The organism is Pantoea sp. 1B4, assembly GCF_016925765.1.
Lineage (GTDB): Bacteria > Pseudomonadota > Gammaproteobacteria > Enterobacterales > Enterobacteriaceae > Pantoea > Pantoea agglomerans.
The window spans coordinates 39845-55448 of the sequence record NZ_JAEUWZ010000004.1 but is presented as its reverse complement, the minus strand read 5'-3'; the positions used below and the strand labels follow the sequence as shown (position 1 = coordinate 55448).

Sequence of the window (15604 nt, the reverse complement as noted above, 5' to 3'; positions counted from 1 at the left end):
AACCGGCCTTAGCTCCCTAGATTATGACCTTCCTGTTATAGGTCGCTTTCCAGTCCATGTAATCTGGTCCGTCACGAAGCGGTGAAAGACTGGTGAGATTTTCGGCTAAACCGTTCATGATCAGAATCCGTTCCACTGCCGCAAACCAGTCTTCCTTGTTGCCAATCGGAAACCACAGATTCGAGTTGTCACCGCTCAGCAGCGGATGATTGCAGAAGTGAACCCCCCTGCCCTGCGCTGCTATGCAGCCCGTCACGATGCAGGAGGCCCGTACCGTTTCACTCAGGGCATTGCGAGCCAGTGTTTCCGCTATATCACCCCAGCACCACTCGCCATCAGGCACCGGCAGCTCGATGCACCGTAACGAATGACCACCCGCCCGAGCGGTCAGCCTGGCAATGTCTGACACACCCGTTTCACCATATGCACCGTTTGCCTCGCAGACATAATGGCCATTGTGCCAGAAGGAATCTGCACCATTATCCAGGCGAATAAGGCAGTATTTGCCCATCACTCTGGTGATATCGTCCTGCTGGATCGGGCTGGTGAATGCTGTGGAATGTGGATGCTCAATAATCTGGCTCATGGCTGCTTCTCCACCTGACGCGCTACCTGCATCCACTGTGAAAACACCATTGCTGTTAAATGTGCCAGCTGGCCGCTGCGCATGGCGTTTACAATCGCGATGGCATGTGCGACGATTTGCATGTCAAAAATCATATATCTCTCCAGATTCTGGTTTTGATGTTGCCGGTATCTCGTAAATACCGGCGGTGAAGAAAGCAGAGGAAACTCTGCTTTTTTTACATCTGCACTTCGCTCATCGGGCAATATCCGCTTTATGCATGGCGTATCCGGCTTTGAGAATCAAAGCCAGTTCATTGCTTGCGTATCCCCATGCTGCATCGCCTATTCCGTCTGGATAGCCGTGCGCAATGTGTGCCGCCTCAATCCACGCTTTAAATGACGCCAGCGGGATCATCGGGCGCGGGCGCGACCAGTCAGTAACCGTGTTACAAACCTCTTCAGCCATATTCCTCAGAGTGCCTGTGAGAAGTTCAAAACGTTCTTCCTCGGTCATGCTCTCCGACTTCAATAACCTGAGATAATCCAGACTCTGAGCCAGTGCCGGATCAAGGCCGTTGATGTTTTGCCCTTCAGCCCCGGTTTCGGTGGTTTTGGTTGCGGCGGTTTTGACGTTCTGTGTGTTCATGCTGGTTCTCCTCTGATGGTTACTAAAACCCTGTTTCGGTTGGTATGGAGCGGCGAAGGGCAGAAGTAGCACCGGCAGACGAGCGAACACGGGGCGTCACCGCAGGCCGCAGCGCAAGCGAGCCGTCTTTGTGGCGAGTGCGAACGGGCGAGGAACGGCGAAGCGTACCCCTAGTGGGCGAACGGATGACTGTGCTACGAAAAGCCCTCCGCTCCGTACCAGCCGGAAAAGGGTGACAGCACAGGGATGAGCATGAACACAGGCGTCACGACGGAACGGCGTGACGCCCTTAAAGGGCGCAGCGCGCCCGGTTGAAGCACCGGCGACAGCCGGTTGCAGCTTTTGACCTCAGCCATCAGGCCCTATGTCCGAAACCCGAAGGGGTTCGGCGGAGCTTACCGGCAAAGCCGGTTAGCGCAGTAGGACTGACGACCCGGCAAAGCCGGGGAGCCGAAGGGGGGCCATGACTCCGTGCCGTTTTCAGTTCAGTGCTGTAATCTCCCTGGCTCATACCGCTACCGCCCTGAACATCAGCTTGTTTGGTACCATCCAGCGTTCCAGCTCCTGCGTCATCGCGGTCGATTCCTCTGACAGGAACCCGGCCTCAGCCCCTAGTCTCCATAACGGCTGGCCTGCCATTTCCCAGCGCTCCAGAGATTTCAGTGAAGGGAATCTCTCACTCCACCTATAAAACATGATCTCCAGCTCGGTATGATGCAGTTGCGAGTCAGACCAGCGTGATATCCAGCAGCTGACACTGGCTGGCGTGTGGAATGCCAGGTCAATCTCAGCCTGCCCTTTTACCGCCTGATGAATCCGCGTTTTCTCCTCTCTCTCCCGGCGATACTGGCGGGAATACTTCTCATCGCGCAGCTCCGTTTTTCGCCGCTGCCGCTCGGTGCCCTGAAAACGCCATCCCGGAAACAGATCGTGAACATCATAACTGCTCAGCGGATGCGGACAGTCCTCACCTGCACTGGCAATCATCCGGTCAATCGCTGCCAGCCATGACTGTCTGTTACCCCTGAATTCGGCCTCAAGCATTGAGGGACGGAAAAAGCGGATTTCTTTCAGGGTTACCCGCCTGCTGCCCCTGAGAAGGCGGAAAAAGGCGTGTGCATACGGATAGTCTGCACAGTACACGTTACGTTCATGCCTGTTTTCAACGAAGGCGATGGCCTGCATCGCTGCACGGCGTGCAGGTGAAAGCGGAACCAGTGAACGGCTGACCGGGATCATGCGAACTCTCCTTCTGCAAGATATTCCGCTATGCCGGCTGCGCAGTGTTCCAGTAGGGATGCCTGCGCCGCTGCGGCGATCAGGTCGCTGATGCGCTGCGGGTCGAACGGCGTCAGCCTGAGCACCTCGCGCACGCAGTTACCGTCAGCTGACATGAGTACAATCAGCCACTCCCCCGGACACGTCTCCCGGGCTGCATACGCAGAGACTGAACGCCTCTCCGGGCGGCGTGTAGCGCAGCTGAACCGGAAAGAATCCGCCAAATTCGCCACGGTATTCCCCGTTGACATTCCAGCCCGCTGGCACGTGCAGCAGCTGCGCGACAGCGCTGGTCAGAATATGGCGATCGTGCTCGCCTCTTTCGCGCCACTCCTCAAATTCGCAGGGGTGCATTCCGGTCAGCACGGTCAGATTCAGAGCATTGTTATTTTTCATGTTTGTCTCCATGCCGCCCCGAAGGGCGGCGCTCCTTATCAGGCCGCGTGAGCGGGATCGTTGTTGTCAGTGTCAGCAGATCCGGCCCCGCCGGTCGTTTCAGGCTCCGGCCCTTTCATCCAGGCTGGCACCCAGCGCGTATCCCGCATTTTTCCCTCTGCCAGTTCTGCAGCATCCCCCTTCTTCATTTTCGCCGCGTCTGCTGCCGCGCCTTTAAAACCGGCCTCAGTCAGCGCATCCATAATCTGTGTATGCTTCAGGTCAGCGAAGAAGTTCGCCTTTGTGGGTTGCCACCAGTCACGCATGTGGAAGCCAATGGCGTTTTCCAGTGAGTCCAGGCGGCTGTCAGAGGTGCGCTGATATTCACGCGTCTGTACCCCGTCAACCGAGCAGGCGACACAGAACGCCATCAGTGACATAAGCGTTTCACCGCTCAGATAGAAGAAGGTGGTGAAGTCTTTATTCCATCCCTGCGGCAGCAGGGCTTCCAGACGGGTCTTTTCCTGCATCAGGGCAGTAAAGCCCGGGCCTTTGTCACCGGACGGGGCATTCTGCGTCAGGCTGTAGTGAGGCACGGTCACGCGGATGCCAAACGGGTTGCCATAATGTGAGCCGGAGGTGAAGACGTCAGTGCAAAGCTGCCAGACCAGCAGGGCAACCGCCTTTTTCTGCTGCTGCATCAGCGCAGCCTGCACGGCAAGAGTGCGCTCAGAGGACATTTTTGTGAGAAGCGGCAGACTGATACCCTCAGCCGCATCCGGCTTTTTAGCCATGTTGATTGGGCTGATCTGAGGTACGGCAGACTCTGCGCCCTGCTCTGTTTCGCTGCTTTCTTCGCCCTGCAGATCGGCAATACGCACAACGCCGCGCTGCACACAGAGTTCACCGTATTTATCGAACCCGACCACCACACCCGACATGGCGCGAATTTCCGGGGTCCAGGCACGAACCAGTGCAGCTTTTTCGATGATTTCAATTGCATCGCTGGCCGCGCTGTAGCCTTCGTCGTCAGAGTTCTGCTCGCAATCGTCAGCTACCTGGTACAGATCATCAATGCGGCTTTCCTCGTCACCGACGTACACCGGTTCCGGTTCGTCAGTCAGCTGATACGTCAGCGCATCCCGGTGCGGATAAAACGAACTCAGCTGGCCCATGCTCCATTTCCAGCCTTCGCTTTTCTGAATGTCCTGCGCCATTGCGGTCAGCTTCTGCACGGTCAGGGTTTCCAGCAGCACTGAGTCAGCCGTTCCCTCACCTTCCTGCTGACTGAACAGGTCTTCACGCACGACACCGCCTGCTGCCTCATACGTCTCACGGCCCACGAAAAGAAAGCGCTTGTCAGTGATAGAGATTTCTTTATCGGTAATGAGTTTTATTAACATGGTGACGGGCAGGTTATGCCAGGAGGCTTTCACCTCTTCATAGACACGCACCTGACGGGCCTGATCGTCTTCAAGGCAAAGCGTCTGGCACTGCTCAACCGTCAGCTGATCGTCTGCCAGCAATTTAAGCAGTGACGGCGCAAGGTTTGCGAGTTTCAGCATGCGCTGAACGTGACGGGTGCTGTAGCCCAGCTCTGCACCAATCTGCTCGGGGGCTTTGCCCTGATAAGCCAGGGCACCGAAGCTGGCAATCTGCTCTGCCGCATGCATATCGCTGCGCTGCGCATTCTCGATGTAGGAAACCAGCGCGGCCATTTCCGGGGAAACGCGCTTGAACGGCACCGGGTAATCGGGGGTCAGAAACTGCTGTGAGAGCAGCAGATTCAGGGCGGTAAGGCGTTTGCCGCCTGCGGCCACCGCCAGTTCGCCATCCAGCAGTTCGTGGGCGACCAGATTCTGCAACAGGCCGACCGACTTAATGGTTGCCGCCATGCTTTCAATGCTTTCCGTTGAATACGGGATGGTGCGGGCATTAAGCAGCGACATCACGAACACTGACAGGGGCGCGTATTCAACCGGCGTGGCTTCAAGCGCCGCTTTTACCGCTGCCTGTTCGGCGTCGATCACTTTTTTTAGCGCTGGTTTTTTTAGGGGCTTTTGCTTTAACATTGGCTACTGACATCGTTGATACCTCGTTAGATTAATGACTGTCTCGCCCTGCAGAGTTGCTGCTCCGCAGGGCACCTTTTAACTGCTTACTGCGCTTTGCGAATACCGTAATCACCGATATAACGGTTCAGCCAGTAACCCGCGTTTGATTCAAAATTCCATGCCCGCCAGACCAAATCGCCGTCCTTGCGCACGACAAGGCGAAAATGCGTACCCTGATCGTCTTCGATAGCAACATTGATGTACTGCGCGGCGACTGCCGTCGCCTGCTCACGCGTATAGGTGTCATCCGGTAAGCGCACAACTGCTGGCTGTTCCACTGAAATCTCCTGATTGTGTTTGCCCTTAAAACCATCACCCGTTGAGTTGCCGGGGCCGCGGTCTTGACGTTTTGCGGGTAACTGCTGCTTTCTCCCCAGGTTGTAACCTTCACCCGTTTGAGAGCCGTTCGCCGCAAAGGGCGTAACGAGCACGGGCCGGCGCAGATGTCCGGGAGCGAGCGGAAAAATTTTTGGCCACATAAAAAAATTTTCCAGCGAGAGGCTTCAGCCGTCCCTGGACAGCCAGGCGGTTTGTGCTTGTCTCAGCCCCGGCGAAAGGACTCAGACGGGCGAAACAACCCATGAGGAAAGCAGGAACCCGCCGCAACGGTGTGACGCGCGGGCGCGAAACAGCGTTGCCCCTTACATCCCGCCATGTGTGGTTGCGGGATGCAGGGAGCGCCGTTTACGGCGAGACTGAGCGGCGCAGCCGGAACGGCTGCTGCGAGCGGAAGGTGTTGCGTCAGGATGGAAACCCGCTGCCCCGGAACGGGGCCGGGCAGAGACGGCCTGCCGGCTCTGTGCGAAGCATGACAGCCGACTGGACGCCCGGGGTAACGGACTTTTTTATGATTAATCGGCGATACACCGAAGAAAGGATTTCAGAAGTCTTCAAATGAATGAATATTCATGCTACCAAATAGCATAAATAAACAACCACAGAGAGCTGAACATGTCAGTAACACGTCCCGTCGCCGCTCAGTTTGAGGCGTACAATAAACACGATATAAATGCTTTCATTGATTGCTTTTCTGAGGATTTCAGGGGCTATCGTATGCCCGCCGAAACCCCCCTCAACGATTGGAAAATCAGCGCTGCGTGAGTTTTACATAAGTAATCGTTTTAATAATCCGGAACTCAGGGCAGAACTCATTTCCAGGACTGTGCTGGGTAACAAAGTGTTTGATCACGAATTCATTCATGGCCTGTCACCCGCCCCCCCTCGAAAGCATTGCTGTTTTCGAAATTACAAATGACCTTATCTCAACGGCGTGGTTCTACTTTCCATGATATCAATCTCGCTGCCCTTACAGGCAGAAAGACGGGAGTCGCGCCGTCAGGCGCGCCTCTTTCCTTTCTGCTGCCGCAGGCACGGTTTTCGCGGGCTAAAAGGCGGCCGGAACCGCCTGACTGTGCTGATTACCCTTTTCCGCCCTGCTTAATAAAGTGGCCACCGATGTAAACGGCACTCTGACATGTCATGAAATAACAGATTTCATCCATGATCTCCTCCGTCCTCAGTTCTCTCAGGCCGTTGGTTCGTCGCTGCGCATTCACAAGGGCTTTATACTGACGCAGGATGTCGCGGGTTTGCGGTGACAGTTTCATTTTTTCTCCTTTACGGCAGGGCTTCCCCTGCCAGCGTCATCAGTTGCTGAATACAAAGCCGTCGTGCAGCACATACCCGCTGCTGAACAGGTCACGGGCATAGGCTTCATAGTCGAAATAAGAGCGCAGCGGCTCCGGAACGTCATTCAGCAGGCCGCTGTCTTCAATATGCTCATACGCATAATCTTCCTCACTTTCCGCCTTCCCCCCTGTACGCATCATCAAACGCATCGAAATCGCACCCGCCGGAATAATCCGCCCAGGCAACAAAGGCGTCTTCCCTGCCCTCTTCTTTCGCCCGCTTCCACGCCGCGATGAAATCCCAGTCGATAAAGGATTCAGACACGAATTTAGACGGAATGCCCTCCCAGTCCTGAAACATAAATTCAGGATCTTCTTCAGAGGCGTGGAGCTCGCGACACGCGTCGTGAAACTCGGTCTTTTCCTCAAAGTCAGTAAGATCAAACCACTTCCCGAAAATACTGCCGCAGTTATATTTATGGTAAGTCCCGACGTATACCGCTGGTCCGCTAAATGTCATAAGAAATCCTCCGCAGTCAAAGTTGTCTCAGTTCCGGCCTGTGCCGTGACTGAATGACAGCCCGACGGAGAGACGCAGTGGTCAAGCGTGACGAGGAGGCCGCAGCGCAAGCGAGCGGAGATGTGTTTACGCACGGCGCTGACGCGAAGACTGAGCGGAAGCGCGACGGAAGTAAGCGCGGTGGAGGGAGTGCGAACGGGCGAAGGAGGCGCGCTTTACCACAAGGCGATCGGGCTACAGTGAAGTCACGGCACCGGCCGCAGCACGCACGGACCGGGTTTTCTGCCCTGTCCCGCCGCATGGCGGAAAAAAGCGGCGCGCAGCAACTTCCTTATGTCCATTTGTCCACAATCCGGGTGCATAGCCTGGCTATAACCCTGTGGACAAAAGCGCAGCGGCGGCTGTATCAGCGCACAGACAGCAGGCGGTTATAAAATGACCACCTGCTTCCGTTACTTCAGGTGACTGCGCATTTCGGCAGCCCGCCGGTACAGCGCCACCAGTTCGGTATCTATCTGCTCGATCAGCATCCCGGCCATTTTCTGCGCCGGCGCAGCGCCGCGGTAAAGATGGCGCTTTGTCATGTCCCGTAACCGGAGGTGAAACTCGTAAAGCGATTCCTCCAGGTCGTTAATGTCGTCGGTAAGCTGCGTGATTTCGGTCGTCAGTGTCTGGTCTGTCATGTTGCTGTCCTTATGGTCCGGTCAGAGAATATGCGTTATGCGGCACGGGCGGCGCGCAGTTCACCCAGGCGGCGCAGGCCGGCGGCGTGGTACTCCTCAAGCAGTTCGATCCCTATCCAGCGGCGGCCGCACTGGTCCGCGGCAACGCAGGTCGAGCCGGAACCGGCAAAAGGGTCTAAAACCAGATCACCGGGCTTCGTAAAGGTTTCGATAAGCGGCTGCAACACGCTCACCGGCTTTTCGGTCGGGTGGTGCCGGTTGCCCGTGTACTGCCAGGGCATCACGTCAGGTAAGGGCTTAGCCGGCAGCGGCGGGCGTCCTTTGGCCAACAGGTAGGCGCTTTCATGCTGATACCCGACAAATGCCGATTTCGATGCGTAGGTTTTGGTAAACACAAGGTGCCCGACGACGCGGAAGCCCGCCGCTTTCCATGCCTGCATGAAGACGTCCACGCGGTTCCAGCCGTAGAAACTCACCGCCAGGCTGTTGTTTTTGAGCACGCGGAACATTTCACGGCTGGCCGGCAGCACCCACTCGTCGCTCACGTCGTTGGCGATTGAACGGCCGGACCGGTCCTTAAAGCCGACAAGGTACGGGGGATCGGTCAGAATGAAGTCGATGCTGTTATCCGAAAAGCCGGCCATGATCTGTACGCTGTCGCCACGCATGAATCGGGACATAGTTATGCTCCTCAGTGTCAGGGGGCACCCCTGTGGTGCCGTGACCAACACGCAGACGGGCGAACAGCTGAGCAAACAAGGGCGGACGCGAAGCCGCACGCGTCGCCGGAGCGGACCGAATGTCCCGCGCACGGCGGGGAACGGGTGAGCAGTTGTGTTTAACTTCAAGATATTTCACTATGAACAGTGAATAAACGCACCGTAGAGGAAGCATTTTTTGCTTAGCCTGATGGATAAATCAGAAGGCGGCTAGGGATGAAAAGCTGAACTGGCTTTTGATGTGAGGCTGAATGCCTCTAGATGAATACATCTGAAGTAAATAGATGTTAAACCTGCCAATTCTACAGCAGGTATGAAGAAAACTGAGCTTATTGCATTGACGCACGATAACACTTTTGGTTAGTGCGTTAGTCTTAAGCCAGTTCTTCATGCCCGGAAAATCCACCCATGTTAATCACGCATGAATTCTCCTTCATCACCGAGCTGGGCGTTACTCCGAAAGCTTTACGGAATGCATGACTGAAATGAGTCAAATCAGAGAAACCGTGATCCAGAGCTATCTCTGAAACACTTCGTGCCCCGCCCTGAACAAGGGCATTTCTGCAGGCGGTCAGACGTTCCTGCCATATAATAGCAGCCGGAGTTTTCTGATGACGCGCAAAAGCACGGGTTACAGTGCGGACGGACACATGATGCGCTTTCGCAATGCTTTCCAGACTTAGTTCGGGGTTCTTCAGATTACGACTGATATAGTTACGTACTCTCACGTACAAATCGCATTCAGCAGCAACTTTATCGATACTCTGAAGTTCAACACTAAGCGTCAGCAGATCCAATATCGTCTGCGAAAAGTGCCCGGCCATTTCCGGGTTACCTGACAGAACAGAATTATTTGCGGCCAGACAGACGATTTCCCGGAGTGGGACCACACCGGGGCGGTTGTTATCAAGAATTGTGGCGGTCATTCCCCTTCCGGCTGAAATCTGCCCATTGAGAAGGTGTCGCGGAATCCGGATCAGATGATTATCGCTCCCGCCAATGCTGAAACGAAAAGTCTGAGCCGCATCATAAAGCACCAGGTCTCCTGCTGACAGAGAGGCCCTGCGGCCGTCCTGTTCGAGCTGACCATATCCCCTCTGAATATAGCCCAACCACAGGTCATCCTCCGGCCCCGAGCGCAGATGATGTGCCTTTCTTTCCCAGTGATGCAGTGTTGAATTAAGGGTGCACACATCTACCAGCCCTATTTCACGTACCGCAAGCTCACCATTGAATCTGCCGTCAGCCTGAGGCTTACCATCTGAAGGAATACAGTGACGAAGAATAACGTCATGCCAGTAATCGAAGCGCTGATGGACTGCAACCTCTCCGGTTGAATACCGAATTTCGCCCTGGGGTGCGGAACAATTTTTCACAGCGACACCTCATATAAATCGGCTGATAGCTAATAGTTGTTCCTGACTTTAAGCAATTTCCGCGCCATGCTTTCATCCCGCACCACATGCATATACTGACGCGGTCAGAAGTGTGCCAGCCTCCCCGGTGCACTTTTCCAGGGCACTCCCGCACCATTTCTATTCAGATTTAATCCGCGGTAACGCAATCAAAGATGTGTCCGCAACAGCCAGCTGATTGTCCTGCTCAGCCAGGTAGGCAGAAAAATTCTCCTTAGTATCGGTGTTGAAAATATTCATCACTTAAAAATCATACCGGAGAGTTTTATGGAATCAGCCATCGATAAGCACCTCAAATGCCCCCCGCACGCTGTCCCGCCGGGTTCATGATGACTACGAACCTCCTTTTCCGATGTTTGTCGGCCGGGCAGATAAAGATCTGACTCAGGTCGTCATGGCCTATCTGGGGGGTGCAGTTTCATGAAGAGCACCGGCAGAAAGCTGTTCTGGCCATGCAGCACATGGTCGACAGCTTCGGTCTTGATTACGGTCCGGGTCACCACGACATGACATTTCATGTCGATAACCAGGGATTCGGAAATTTTATTGTGGTGGGCTACTGGCGGGATCCGTCAGCCTATTGCCGCTGGCTGCGCCTGCCAGAGATCGAAAACTGGTGGTCATCGGACAAACGTCTGAATGATGATCTTGGCTATTTCCGGGAAATCATCGCACCGCGCGCCGAGCAGTTCGAAACTCTGTATGCCTTTAAAGAGGAGCTGCCGGGTGTCGGGGCCCTGATGAATAATCTCAGCGGTGAAATACAGGAACACGGCTACTGGGGATCGGTGCGTGACCGGATTCCGGCCTCACAGAATGACTGGCTGCAGCCTGACGGCGAGTTGCGCATCATGGCAGGCGACCCTGCAGCCGGAGGCCGGGTGGTGGTACAGGGCCACGATAACATAACGCTTATCCGCTCCGGTCAGGACTGGGCAGAGGCCGATGAACAGGAGCGCCAGCTTTACTTCAACGAGATGCTTCCACCGCTGCAGGCAGGCATGGATTTTCTGCGCGACGAGGGGCACGAGCTCGGCTGTTACAGTAACCGCTTTGTACGCAACGTCGACCGTAACGGAAACCTGCTGGATATTGCCTACGATATTGGCTTCTGGCGCTCTCTGGACCGGCTTGAACGCTGGGCCGAATCTCACCCCACCCATCTGCGTATCTTTACCACCTTCTTTCGTGTCGTAACCGGCCTGCAGAAGCTGCGGCTTTACCATGAGGTTTCCGTTTCAGATGCCCGTTTTCAGACCTTTGAATACATCAACTGCCATCCTGGAACCGGGATGATGCGTGACGCAAAGCACTGAGAAAAATAATTAACAACGTCAACATTCTGGGGGGTTTTATGCACGCATTACGTTTCAGCGCGCCAACGCTCATGCTCGCGTCTCTGCCGGCTTTCGCGGTGGAAGTGGCGCCCGGTGATTACAGCCAGTTCCCTGACGGCACAACCGTAGGGCTGCTTTACTACCAGCATGCATCAACCGGCTCGGCGTACTCGCGCGGAAAAAAAGTCAGCTCTGATTACAACCTGACCTCTGATATCGGCATGCTGCGTCTTCTGCATACCGTGCAAATTAGCGAATCGGCGACGCTGGACCCACAGTTTCTTTTGCCGTTTGGGCGGATTTCAGGCGGCGGCGAGGCTGCTTCGCTTGGTTCAGCCAGCGGCACAGGAGACCTGATACTGACCGTTCCTCTGAAGGTCAGGCTCAGCGAGGGTGGCGACATTTTGGGGTTTGCACCTTATCTGTACTTGCCCTCTGGCAGTTACAACCATAACGATCCGCTGAATCTGGGCGAAAACCGCTGGAAAGTGGATCTGCAGGCTGCATGGGTGAAGTTCTTTACAGAACGCTGGGCGCTGGACGTGGTGGGCGATGGCATCTGGTACGGGAATAACAGTAATTATGGCTCCGGGTCATCACGACTTGAGCAGGATAACGCCTGGACCGCACAGATAATGGGACGATATATGCCCGATCAGACGCTCTCCTTTGGGCTGGGACTGGGTCAGACGTGGGGAGGCGAAACCACTATCGATGGTATGAATCAGGATAACCCGACTCAGACCACCAATATCCGCCTGACTACCACGAAATTCGTTACCCCGCGCGATCAGTTCCAGATACAGCTGGGGCGGGATCTGCACGTGGAGAATGGTACGGAAGAAAACTTCCGCGTGAACCTGCGCTACGCCCGCGTTTTTTGATGCTGTCCTTCCTGACCAGCTGGCTGTCCTTCTCAACCAGGTGGCGGGTAGCCGACCGCGTTATGTTCAGTGCAGGAAATCAGTCTTAGATATTTACATGAGGAACAGAGAATGGCCATTGAACGCCCGGATGCCACCCAGTTACAGCAACTCGCCCGCCAGCTTCATCTGACTCTTTCAGAGAGTGAAGCCGCTGAATATCTTTCCCTGATGCAGCCTAACCTCGATGCCTATGACCTGATAGAGGGTTTAACGGACGAAATTCCGCCGGTTGAGTACCCGCGCGAAAAAGGCCACCGCCCGGCAGGAGATGAAAACCCGCTGAACGCCTGGTATTACAAAAGTGAGGTACCAGGGGCACCCGATGGCAGGCTGAAAGGAAAAACCGTGGCGCTGAAGGACAACGTCGCCCTGGCCGGCGTGCCGATGATGAACGGGGCCGCCTCGCTGGAGGGGCATGTGCCCGTCTTTGATGCGACCGTGGTAACCCGCCTGCTGGACGCCGGCGCAACCATACTGGGTAAGGCCACCTGTGAACATTTCTGCCTTTCCGGCGGCAGTCATACCTCCGATCCGGCGCCTGTCCATAACCCCTGGCGTCAGGGGCACAGTGCCGGGGGCTCCTCTTCGGGCAGCGCCGCGCTGGTTGCCGCGGGTGAGGTTGATATGGCTGTCGGCTGCGATCAGGGCGGTTCTATCCGTATTCCCTCCGCATTCTGCGGCACCTACGGAATGAAACCCACCCACGGGCTGGTGCCTTACACCGGCATTATGCCCATTGAGGCCACTATCGACCATGCCGGTCCGATCACCGCCAGCGTGCGTGACAACGCTCTGATGCTGGAAGTCATGGCAGGTCCTGACGGTCTGGACCCGCGACAGTACAGCCCGCGCAGCGGGAACTATACCGCCGCGCTGGAGAAAGGGGTCAGTGGAATGAAAATAGGGATAGTGACGGAGGGCTTTGGGCTACCTAACCTTCAGCCTGCGGTCGCGGAGAAAGTCCGGGCAGCTATTGACCTCCTGATAAGCCTCGGCGCACAGGCAGGCGAGGTGTCGGTGCCTGGGCATGCGCTTGCCGCCGCGCTGTGGTCACCCATTGGCTGCGAGGGCCTGACGATGCAGATGATGCACGGCAACGGTATGGGGTTTAACTGGGAGGGCCTCTATGATGTTGCTTTGCTCGATAAACATGCCGGATGGCGTGCGAACGCAGACTCGCTCTCCCCCTCTCTCAAAATCTGTATGCTCATCGGCCAGTACGGCCTCACGCGCTACAACGGCCGCTATTACGCCAAAGCCCAGAACCTGGCACGCCGCGCACGCGCAGATTATGACCGTGCCCTGAGTGACTTCGATCTTCTGGTCATGCCTACCGTGCCGGTAACGGCCCCACCCCTGCCATCATCTGACTGTTCGGTAACGGAATATATCTCCAGGGCGTTTGAGATGATCGGCAATACTGCGGCCCTTGATGTGACCGGCCATCCGGCTATGTCTGTCCCTTGCGGGCTGGCAGGGGGGACTGCCCGTTGGCATGATGCTGGTAGGCCGTCACTATGATGAAAGCACGATTTATCAGGCTGCCGCCGCGTTTGAGGCAAGCGGCGACTGGAAGCAGATGTAATAACCGGGCCGCAATGTCCGACACCGTTTACCAACACCCGGAGAAGAACGATGGCACATGACCATGAACATGAGCACAACCACACCGAGCCCCCGGCAGAGATTGCGCTGCGGGTGAAAGCGCTGGAGTCACTACTGACGGAAAAAGGACTGGTTGACCCTGTTGCGCTGGATGAACTCATCGACACCTACGAACACCGCATCGGGCCGCGAAACGGCGCCCGCGTGGTGGCGAAAGCCTGGAGCGACCCCGATTATAAAGCCCGTCTGCTTGAACACGGCTCCGCGGCCATTGCCGAGCTGGGGTTTTCCGGCGTACAGGGCGAGGACATGATGGTGGTTGAGAACACGCCGGATGTTCATAACGTGACTGTCTGTACGCTGTGCTCCTGCTATCCCTGGCCGACGCTTGGCCTGCCCCCGGCCTGGTACAAGTCAGCGCCTTACCGCTCGCGTATCGTTATTGAGCCGCGAAATGTTCTGGCTGAGTTTGGCCTGAACATCAGCGAGGAAAAGGAAATAAGGGTATGGGACAGCAGCGCCGAACTGCGCTATCTCGTGCTGCCAGAGAGACCGGCCGGCACCGCGGGCTGGAGTGAAGATCAGCTCGCTAAGCTGGTGACGCGCGATGCCATGATAGGCACCGGTGTTGCCCTGCAACCCGATGCCCTGAAAGACATTCCGGAGGATGTGCGATGAACGGAATACACGATCTGGGCGGCATGCACGGCATGGGTGCCGTCATTACTGAAGAAAATGAACCGCCTTTTCATCACGAATGGGAGCGACGCACCTTTTCATTATTTGCCTCCCTGTTTGTCGGCGGCCACTTTAACGTCGATATGTTCCGGCATGCCATTGAGCGCATGAACCCGGTGCACTACCTTGAAGAAAGCTATTACGAACACTGGATGCACGCTTTCGAAACGCTGCTGCTTGAAAAGGGGGTGATAACCCCGGAAGAGCTGGCCGGCATTCAGCAGCCGGGAGAAGTCTCTGCTGACATCCCCGTATTACGCCAGGAAATGGTGCAGGCCGTCATCATGACAGGAGCATCAGCCCGCGTTGAGACAGACATTCCCGCTAGCTTCAGGGCGGGCGACCGCGTAAGGGCAAAAAACATCAATCCAGTCGGCCACACCCGCCTGCCGCGCTATGTACGCGGAAAAACCGGCACAATTGTCATTGACCACGGCGTATTTATTACCCCGGACACCGTGGCACATGGCCTTGGCGATCATCCGCAACACGTCTACAGCGTCAGCTTCGACGCCACAGAGTTGTGGGGAGAAAACGCGCCGGCAAAGGACACGGTGCGCATTGACCTGTGGGACGATTATCTGGAGGCGTTATGAGTACATTCACATCGGTAATGATGAGTGAACCGGAAGCATGCAGCGCACCGTTTGAGCACCCATGGCAGGCGCAGGTCTTTTCCCTGGTCGTCTGCCTGCACAAGGCAGGACTGTTCAGCTGGAAGGCCTGGGTCGACGTGTTCAGTGCAGAAATTAAAGCGCACCCGGCACTGGCGCATGAAAGTGTCAATGATGCCTATTACCGCCAGTGGGTGGCCGCAACGGAAAAGATGCTGATGTCACTGCAGATGGCCGATGAGGCAGAGATAAGCTGCCGGACAGATGAATGGCGTCAGGCATATCTTAACACTCCCCATGGCATGCCGGTGACGCTCGTCAGGGCAAGCTGCCCGCCTGAGCATGTTCACCACCACCCGGTGCACCGTGTCCCCGTGGCTATAAGCCCGGGAACGTCACAGATTGATTCCTGAAGATTTTGCAGCCAGAGAAGAGGACA

The 15604-nt window shown here is 56.0% G+C and carries 17 protein-coding genes and 3 pseudogenes; 7 read left to right on the top strand and 13 right to left on the bottom strand.

What is annotated here, in order from left to right:
• Positions 1-16: 16 nt before the first annotated feature.
• The 8 genes from JNO11_RS20935 to JNO11_RS20900 all read right to left on the bottom strand — a co-directional run bounded on the left by JNO11_RS20935 (position 17) and on the right by JNO11_RS20900 (position 5258).
• The gene (locus JNO11_RS20935; protein WP_325177820.1) at positions 17-586 is read right to left on the bottom strand and encodes a hypothetical protein; all 570 of its coding nucleotides are present in this window, start codon (positions 584-586) and stop codon (positions 17-19) included.
• The gene (locus JNO11_RS20930; protein ID WP_311979797.1) at positions 583-720 is read right to left on the bottom strand and encodes a succinate dehydrogenase flavoprotein subunit; all 138 of its coding nucleotides are present in this window, start codon (positions 718-720) and stop codon (positions 583-585) included. The genes JNO11_RS20935 and JNO11_RS20930 overlap by 4 nt, the downstream gene beginning before the upstream one ends.
• A 100-nt stretch (positions 721-820) precedes the next feature.
• Entirely contained in the window at positions 821-1213 is a 393-nt protein-coding gene (locus tag JNO11_RS20925; RefSeq protein WP_325177819.1) for a hypothetical protein, read from the bottom strand.
• A 507-nt stretch (positions 1214-1720) separates the two neighbouring features.
• Entirely contained in the window at positions 1721-2452 is a 732-nt protein-coding gene (locus JNO11_RS20920; protein WP_325177818.1) for a plasmid SOS inhibition protein A, read from the bottom strand.
• The gene (locus JNO11_RS20915; protein WP_325177817.1) at positions 2449-2607 is read right to left on the bottom strand and encodes a hypothetical protein; all 159 of its coding nucleotides are present in this window, start codon (positions 2605-2607) and stop codon (positions 2449-2451) included. Before JNO11_RS20915 ends, JNO11_RS20920 begins: the two co-directional genes overlap by 4 nt.
• Positions 2597-2887, bottom strand: a complete 291-nt coding sequence (gene psiB, locus JNO11_RS20910; protein WP_325177816.1) for a conjugation system SOS inhibitor PsiB — start codon at positions 2885-2887, stop codon at positions 2597-2599. Before psiB ends, JNO11_RS20915 begins: the two co-directional genes overlap by 11 nt.
• Positions 2888-2925: 38 nt before the next feature.
• Positions 2926-4896, bottom strand: coding sequence for a ParB/RepB/Spo0J family partition protein (locus JNO11_RS20905; protein ID WP_325177815.1), 1971 nt, complete (start codon positions 4894-4896; stop codon positions 2926-2928).
• A 128-nt stretch (positions 4897-5024) separates the two neighbouring features.
• The gene (locus tag JNO11_RS20900) at positions 5025-5258 is read right to left on the bottom strand and encodes a DUF905 domain-containing protein (RefSeq protein WP_187495345.1); all 234 of its coding nucleotides are present in this window, start codon (positions 5256-5258) and stop codon (positions 5025-5027) included.
• A 673-nt stretch (positions 5259-5931) separates the two neighbouring features.
• Between JNO11_RS20900 and JNO11_RS20895 the strand changes: the two are divergent.
• A pseudogene (locus JNO11_RS20895) lies at positions 5932-6269 on the top strand (nuclear transport factor 2 family protein).
• A 129-nt stretch (positions 6270-6398) separates the two neighbouring features.
• Here JNO11_RS20895 and JNO11_RS20890 read toward each other — a convergent pair.
• The 5 genes and pseudogenes from JNO11_RS20890 to JNO11_RS20870 all read right to left on the bottom strand — a co-directional run bounded on the left by JNO11_RS20890 (position 6399) and on the right by JNO11_RS20870 (position 9906).
• Positions 6399-6587 carry a hypothetical protein gene (locus tag JNO11_RS20890; protein ID WP_033781319.1) on the bottom strand — a complete coding sequence of 63 codons (189 nt, stop codon included), beginning with the start codon at positions 6585-6587 and terminating at the stop codon, positions 6399-6401.
• Between the two features lie 39 nt (positions 6588-6626).
• Positions 6627-7128 (bottom strand): annotated as a pseudogene (locus tag JNO11_RS20885) (antirestriction protein ArdA).
• A 452-nt stretch (positions 7129-7580) separates the two neighbouring features.
• Positions 7581-7811, bottom strand: coding sequence for a hypothetical protein (locus tag JNO11_RS20880; protein WP_109654244.1), 231 nt, complete (start codon positions 7809-7811; stop codon positions 7581-7583).
• A gap of 35 nt (positions 7812-7846) precedes the next feature.
• Positions 7847-8491, bottom strand: a complete 645-nt coding sequence (locus tag JNO11_RS20875) for a DNA methyltransferase (protein ID WP_325177814.1) — start codon at positions 8489-8491, stop codon at positions 7847-7849.
• A gap of 413 nt (positions 8492-8904) precedes the next feature.
• Positions 8905-9906: a helix-turn-helix domain-containing protein gene (locus JNO11_RS20870; protein ID WP_325177813.1), complete on the bottom strand. Its 1002-nt coding sequence runs from the start codon at positions 9904-9906 to the stop codon at positions 8905-8907.
• Positions 9907-10397: 491 nt separating this feature from the next.
• On the opposite strand from JNO11_RS20870, the gene JNO11_RS20865 reads away from it, so the two are divergent.
• From JNO11_RS20865 to JNO11_RS20840, 6 genes and pseudogenes are all read left to right on the top strand, one after another.
• Positions 10398-11261 (top strand): phenylacetaldoxime dehydratase family protein, encoded by an 864-nt coding sequence (locus JNO11_RS20865; RefSeq protein ID WP_325177812.1) that lies wholly within the window; start codon positions 10398-10400, stop codon positions 11259-11261.
• A gap of 38 nt (positions 11262-11299) precedes the next feature.
• A complete protein-coding gene (locus JNO11_RS20860) occupies positions 11300-12166 on the top strand; it encodes a transporter (RefSeq protein ID WP_013360168.1) in 867 nt (288 codons plus the stop codon).
• A gap of 111 nt (positions 12167-12277) precedes the next feature.
• A pseudogene (locus JNO11_RS20855) lies at positions 12278-13793 on the top strand (amidase).
• 50 nt (positions 13794-13843) lie between these two features.
• Positions 13844-14491 carry a nitrile hydratase subunit alpha gene (nthA, locus tag JNO11_RS20850; RefSeq protein ID WP_013360170.1) on the top strand — a complete coding sequence of 216 codons (648 nt, stop codon included), beginning with the start codon at positions 13844-13846 and terminating at the stop codon, positions 14489-14491.
• Positions 14488-15147, top strand: coding sequence for a nitrile hydratase subunit beta (gene nthB, locus JNO11_RS20845; protein ID WP_325177810.1), 660 nt, complete (start codon positions 14488-14490; stop codon positions 15145-15147). Before nthA ends, nthB begins: the two co-directional genes overlap by 4 nt.
• On the top strand, positions 15144-15578 hold the full coding sequence (locus tag JNO11_RS20840; RefSeq protein ID WP_013360172.1) for a nitrile hydratase accessory protein: 435 nt from the start codon (positions 15144-15146) through the stop codon (positions 15576-15578). Before nthB ends, JNO11_RS20840 begins: the two co-directional genes overlap by 4 nt.
• Positions 15579-15604 lie beyond the last annotated feature (26 nt).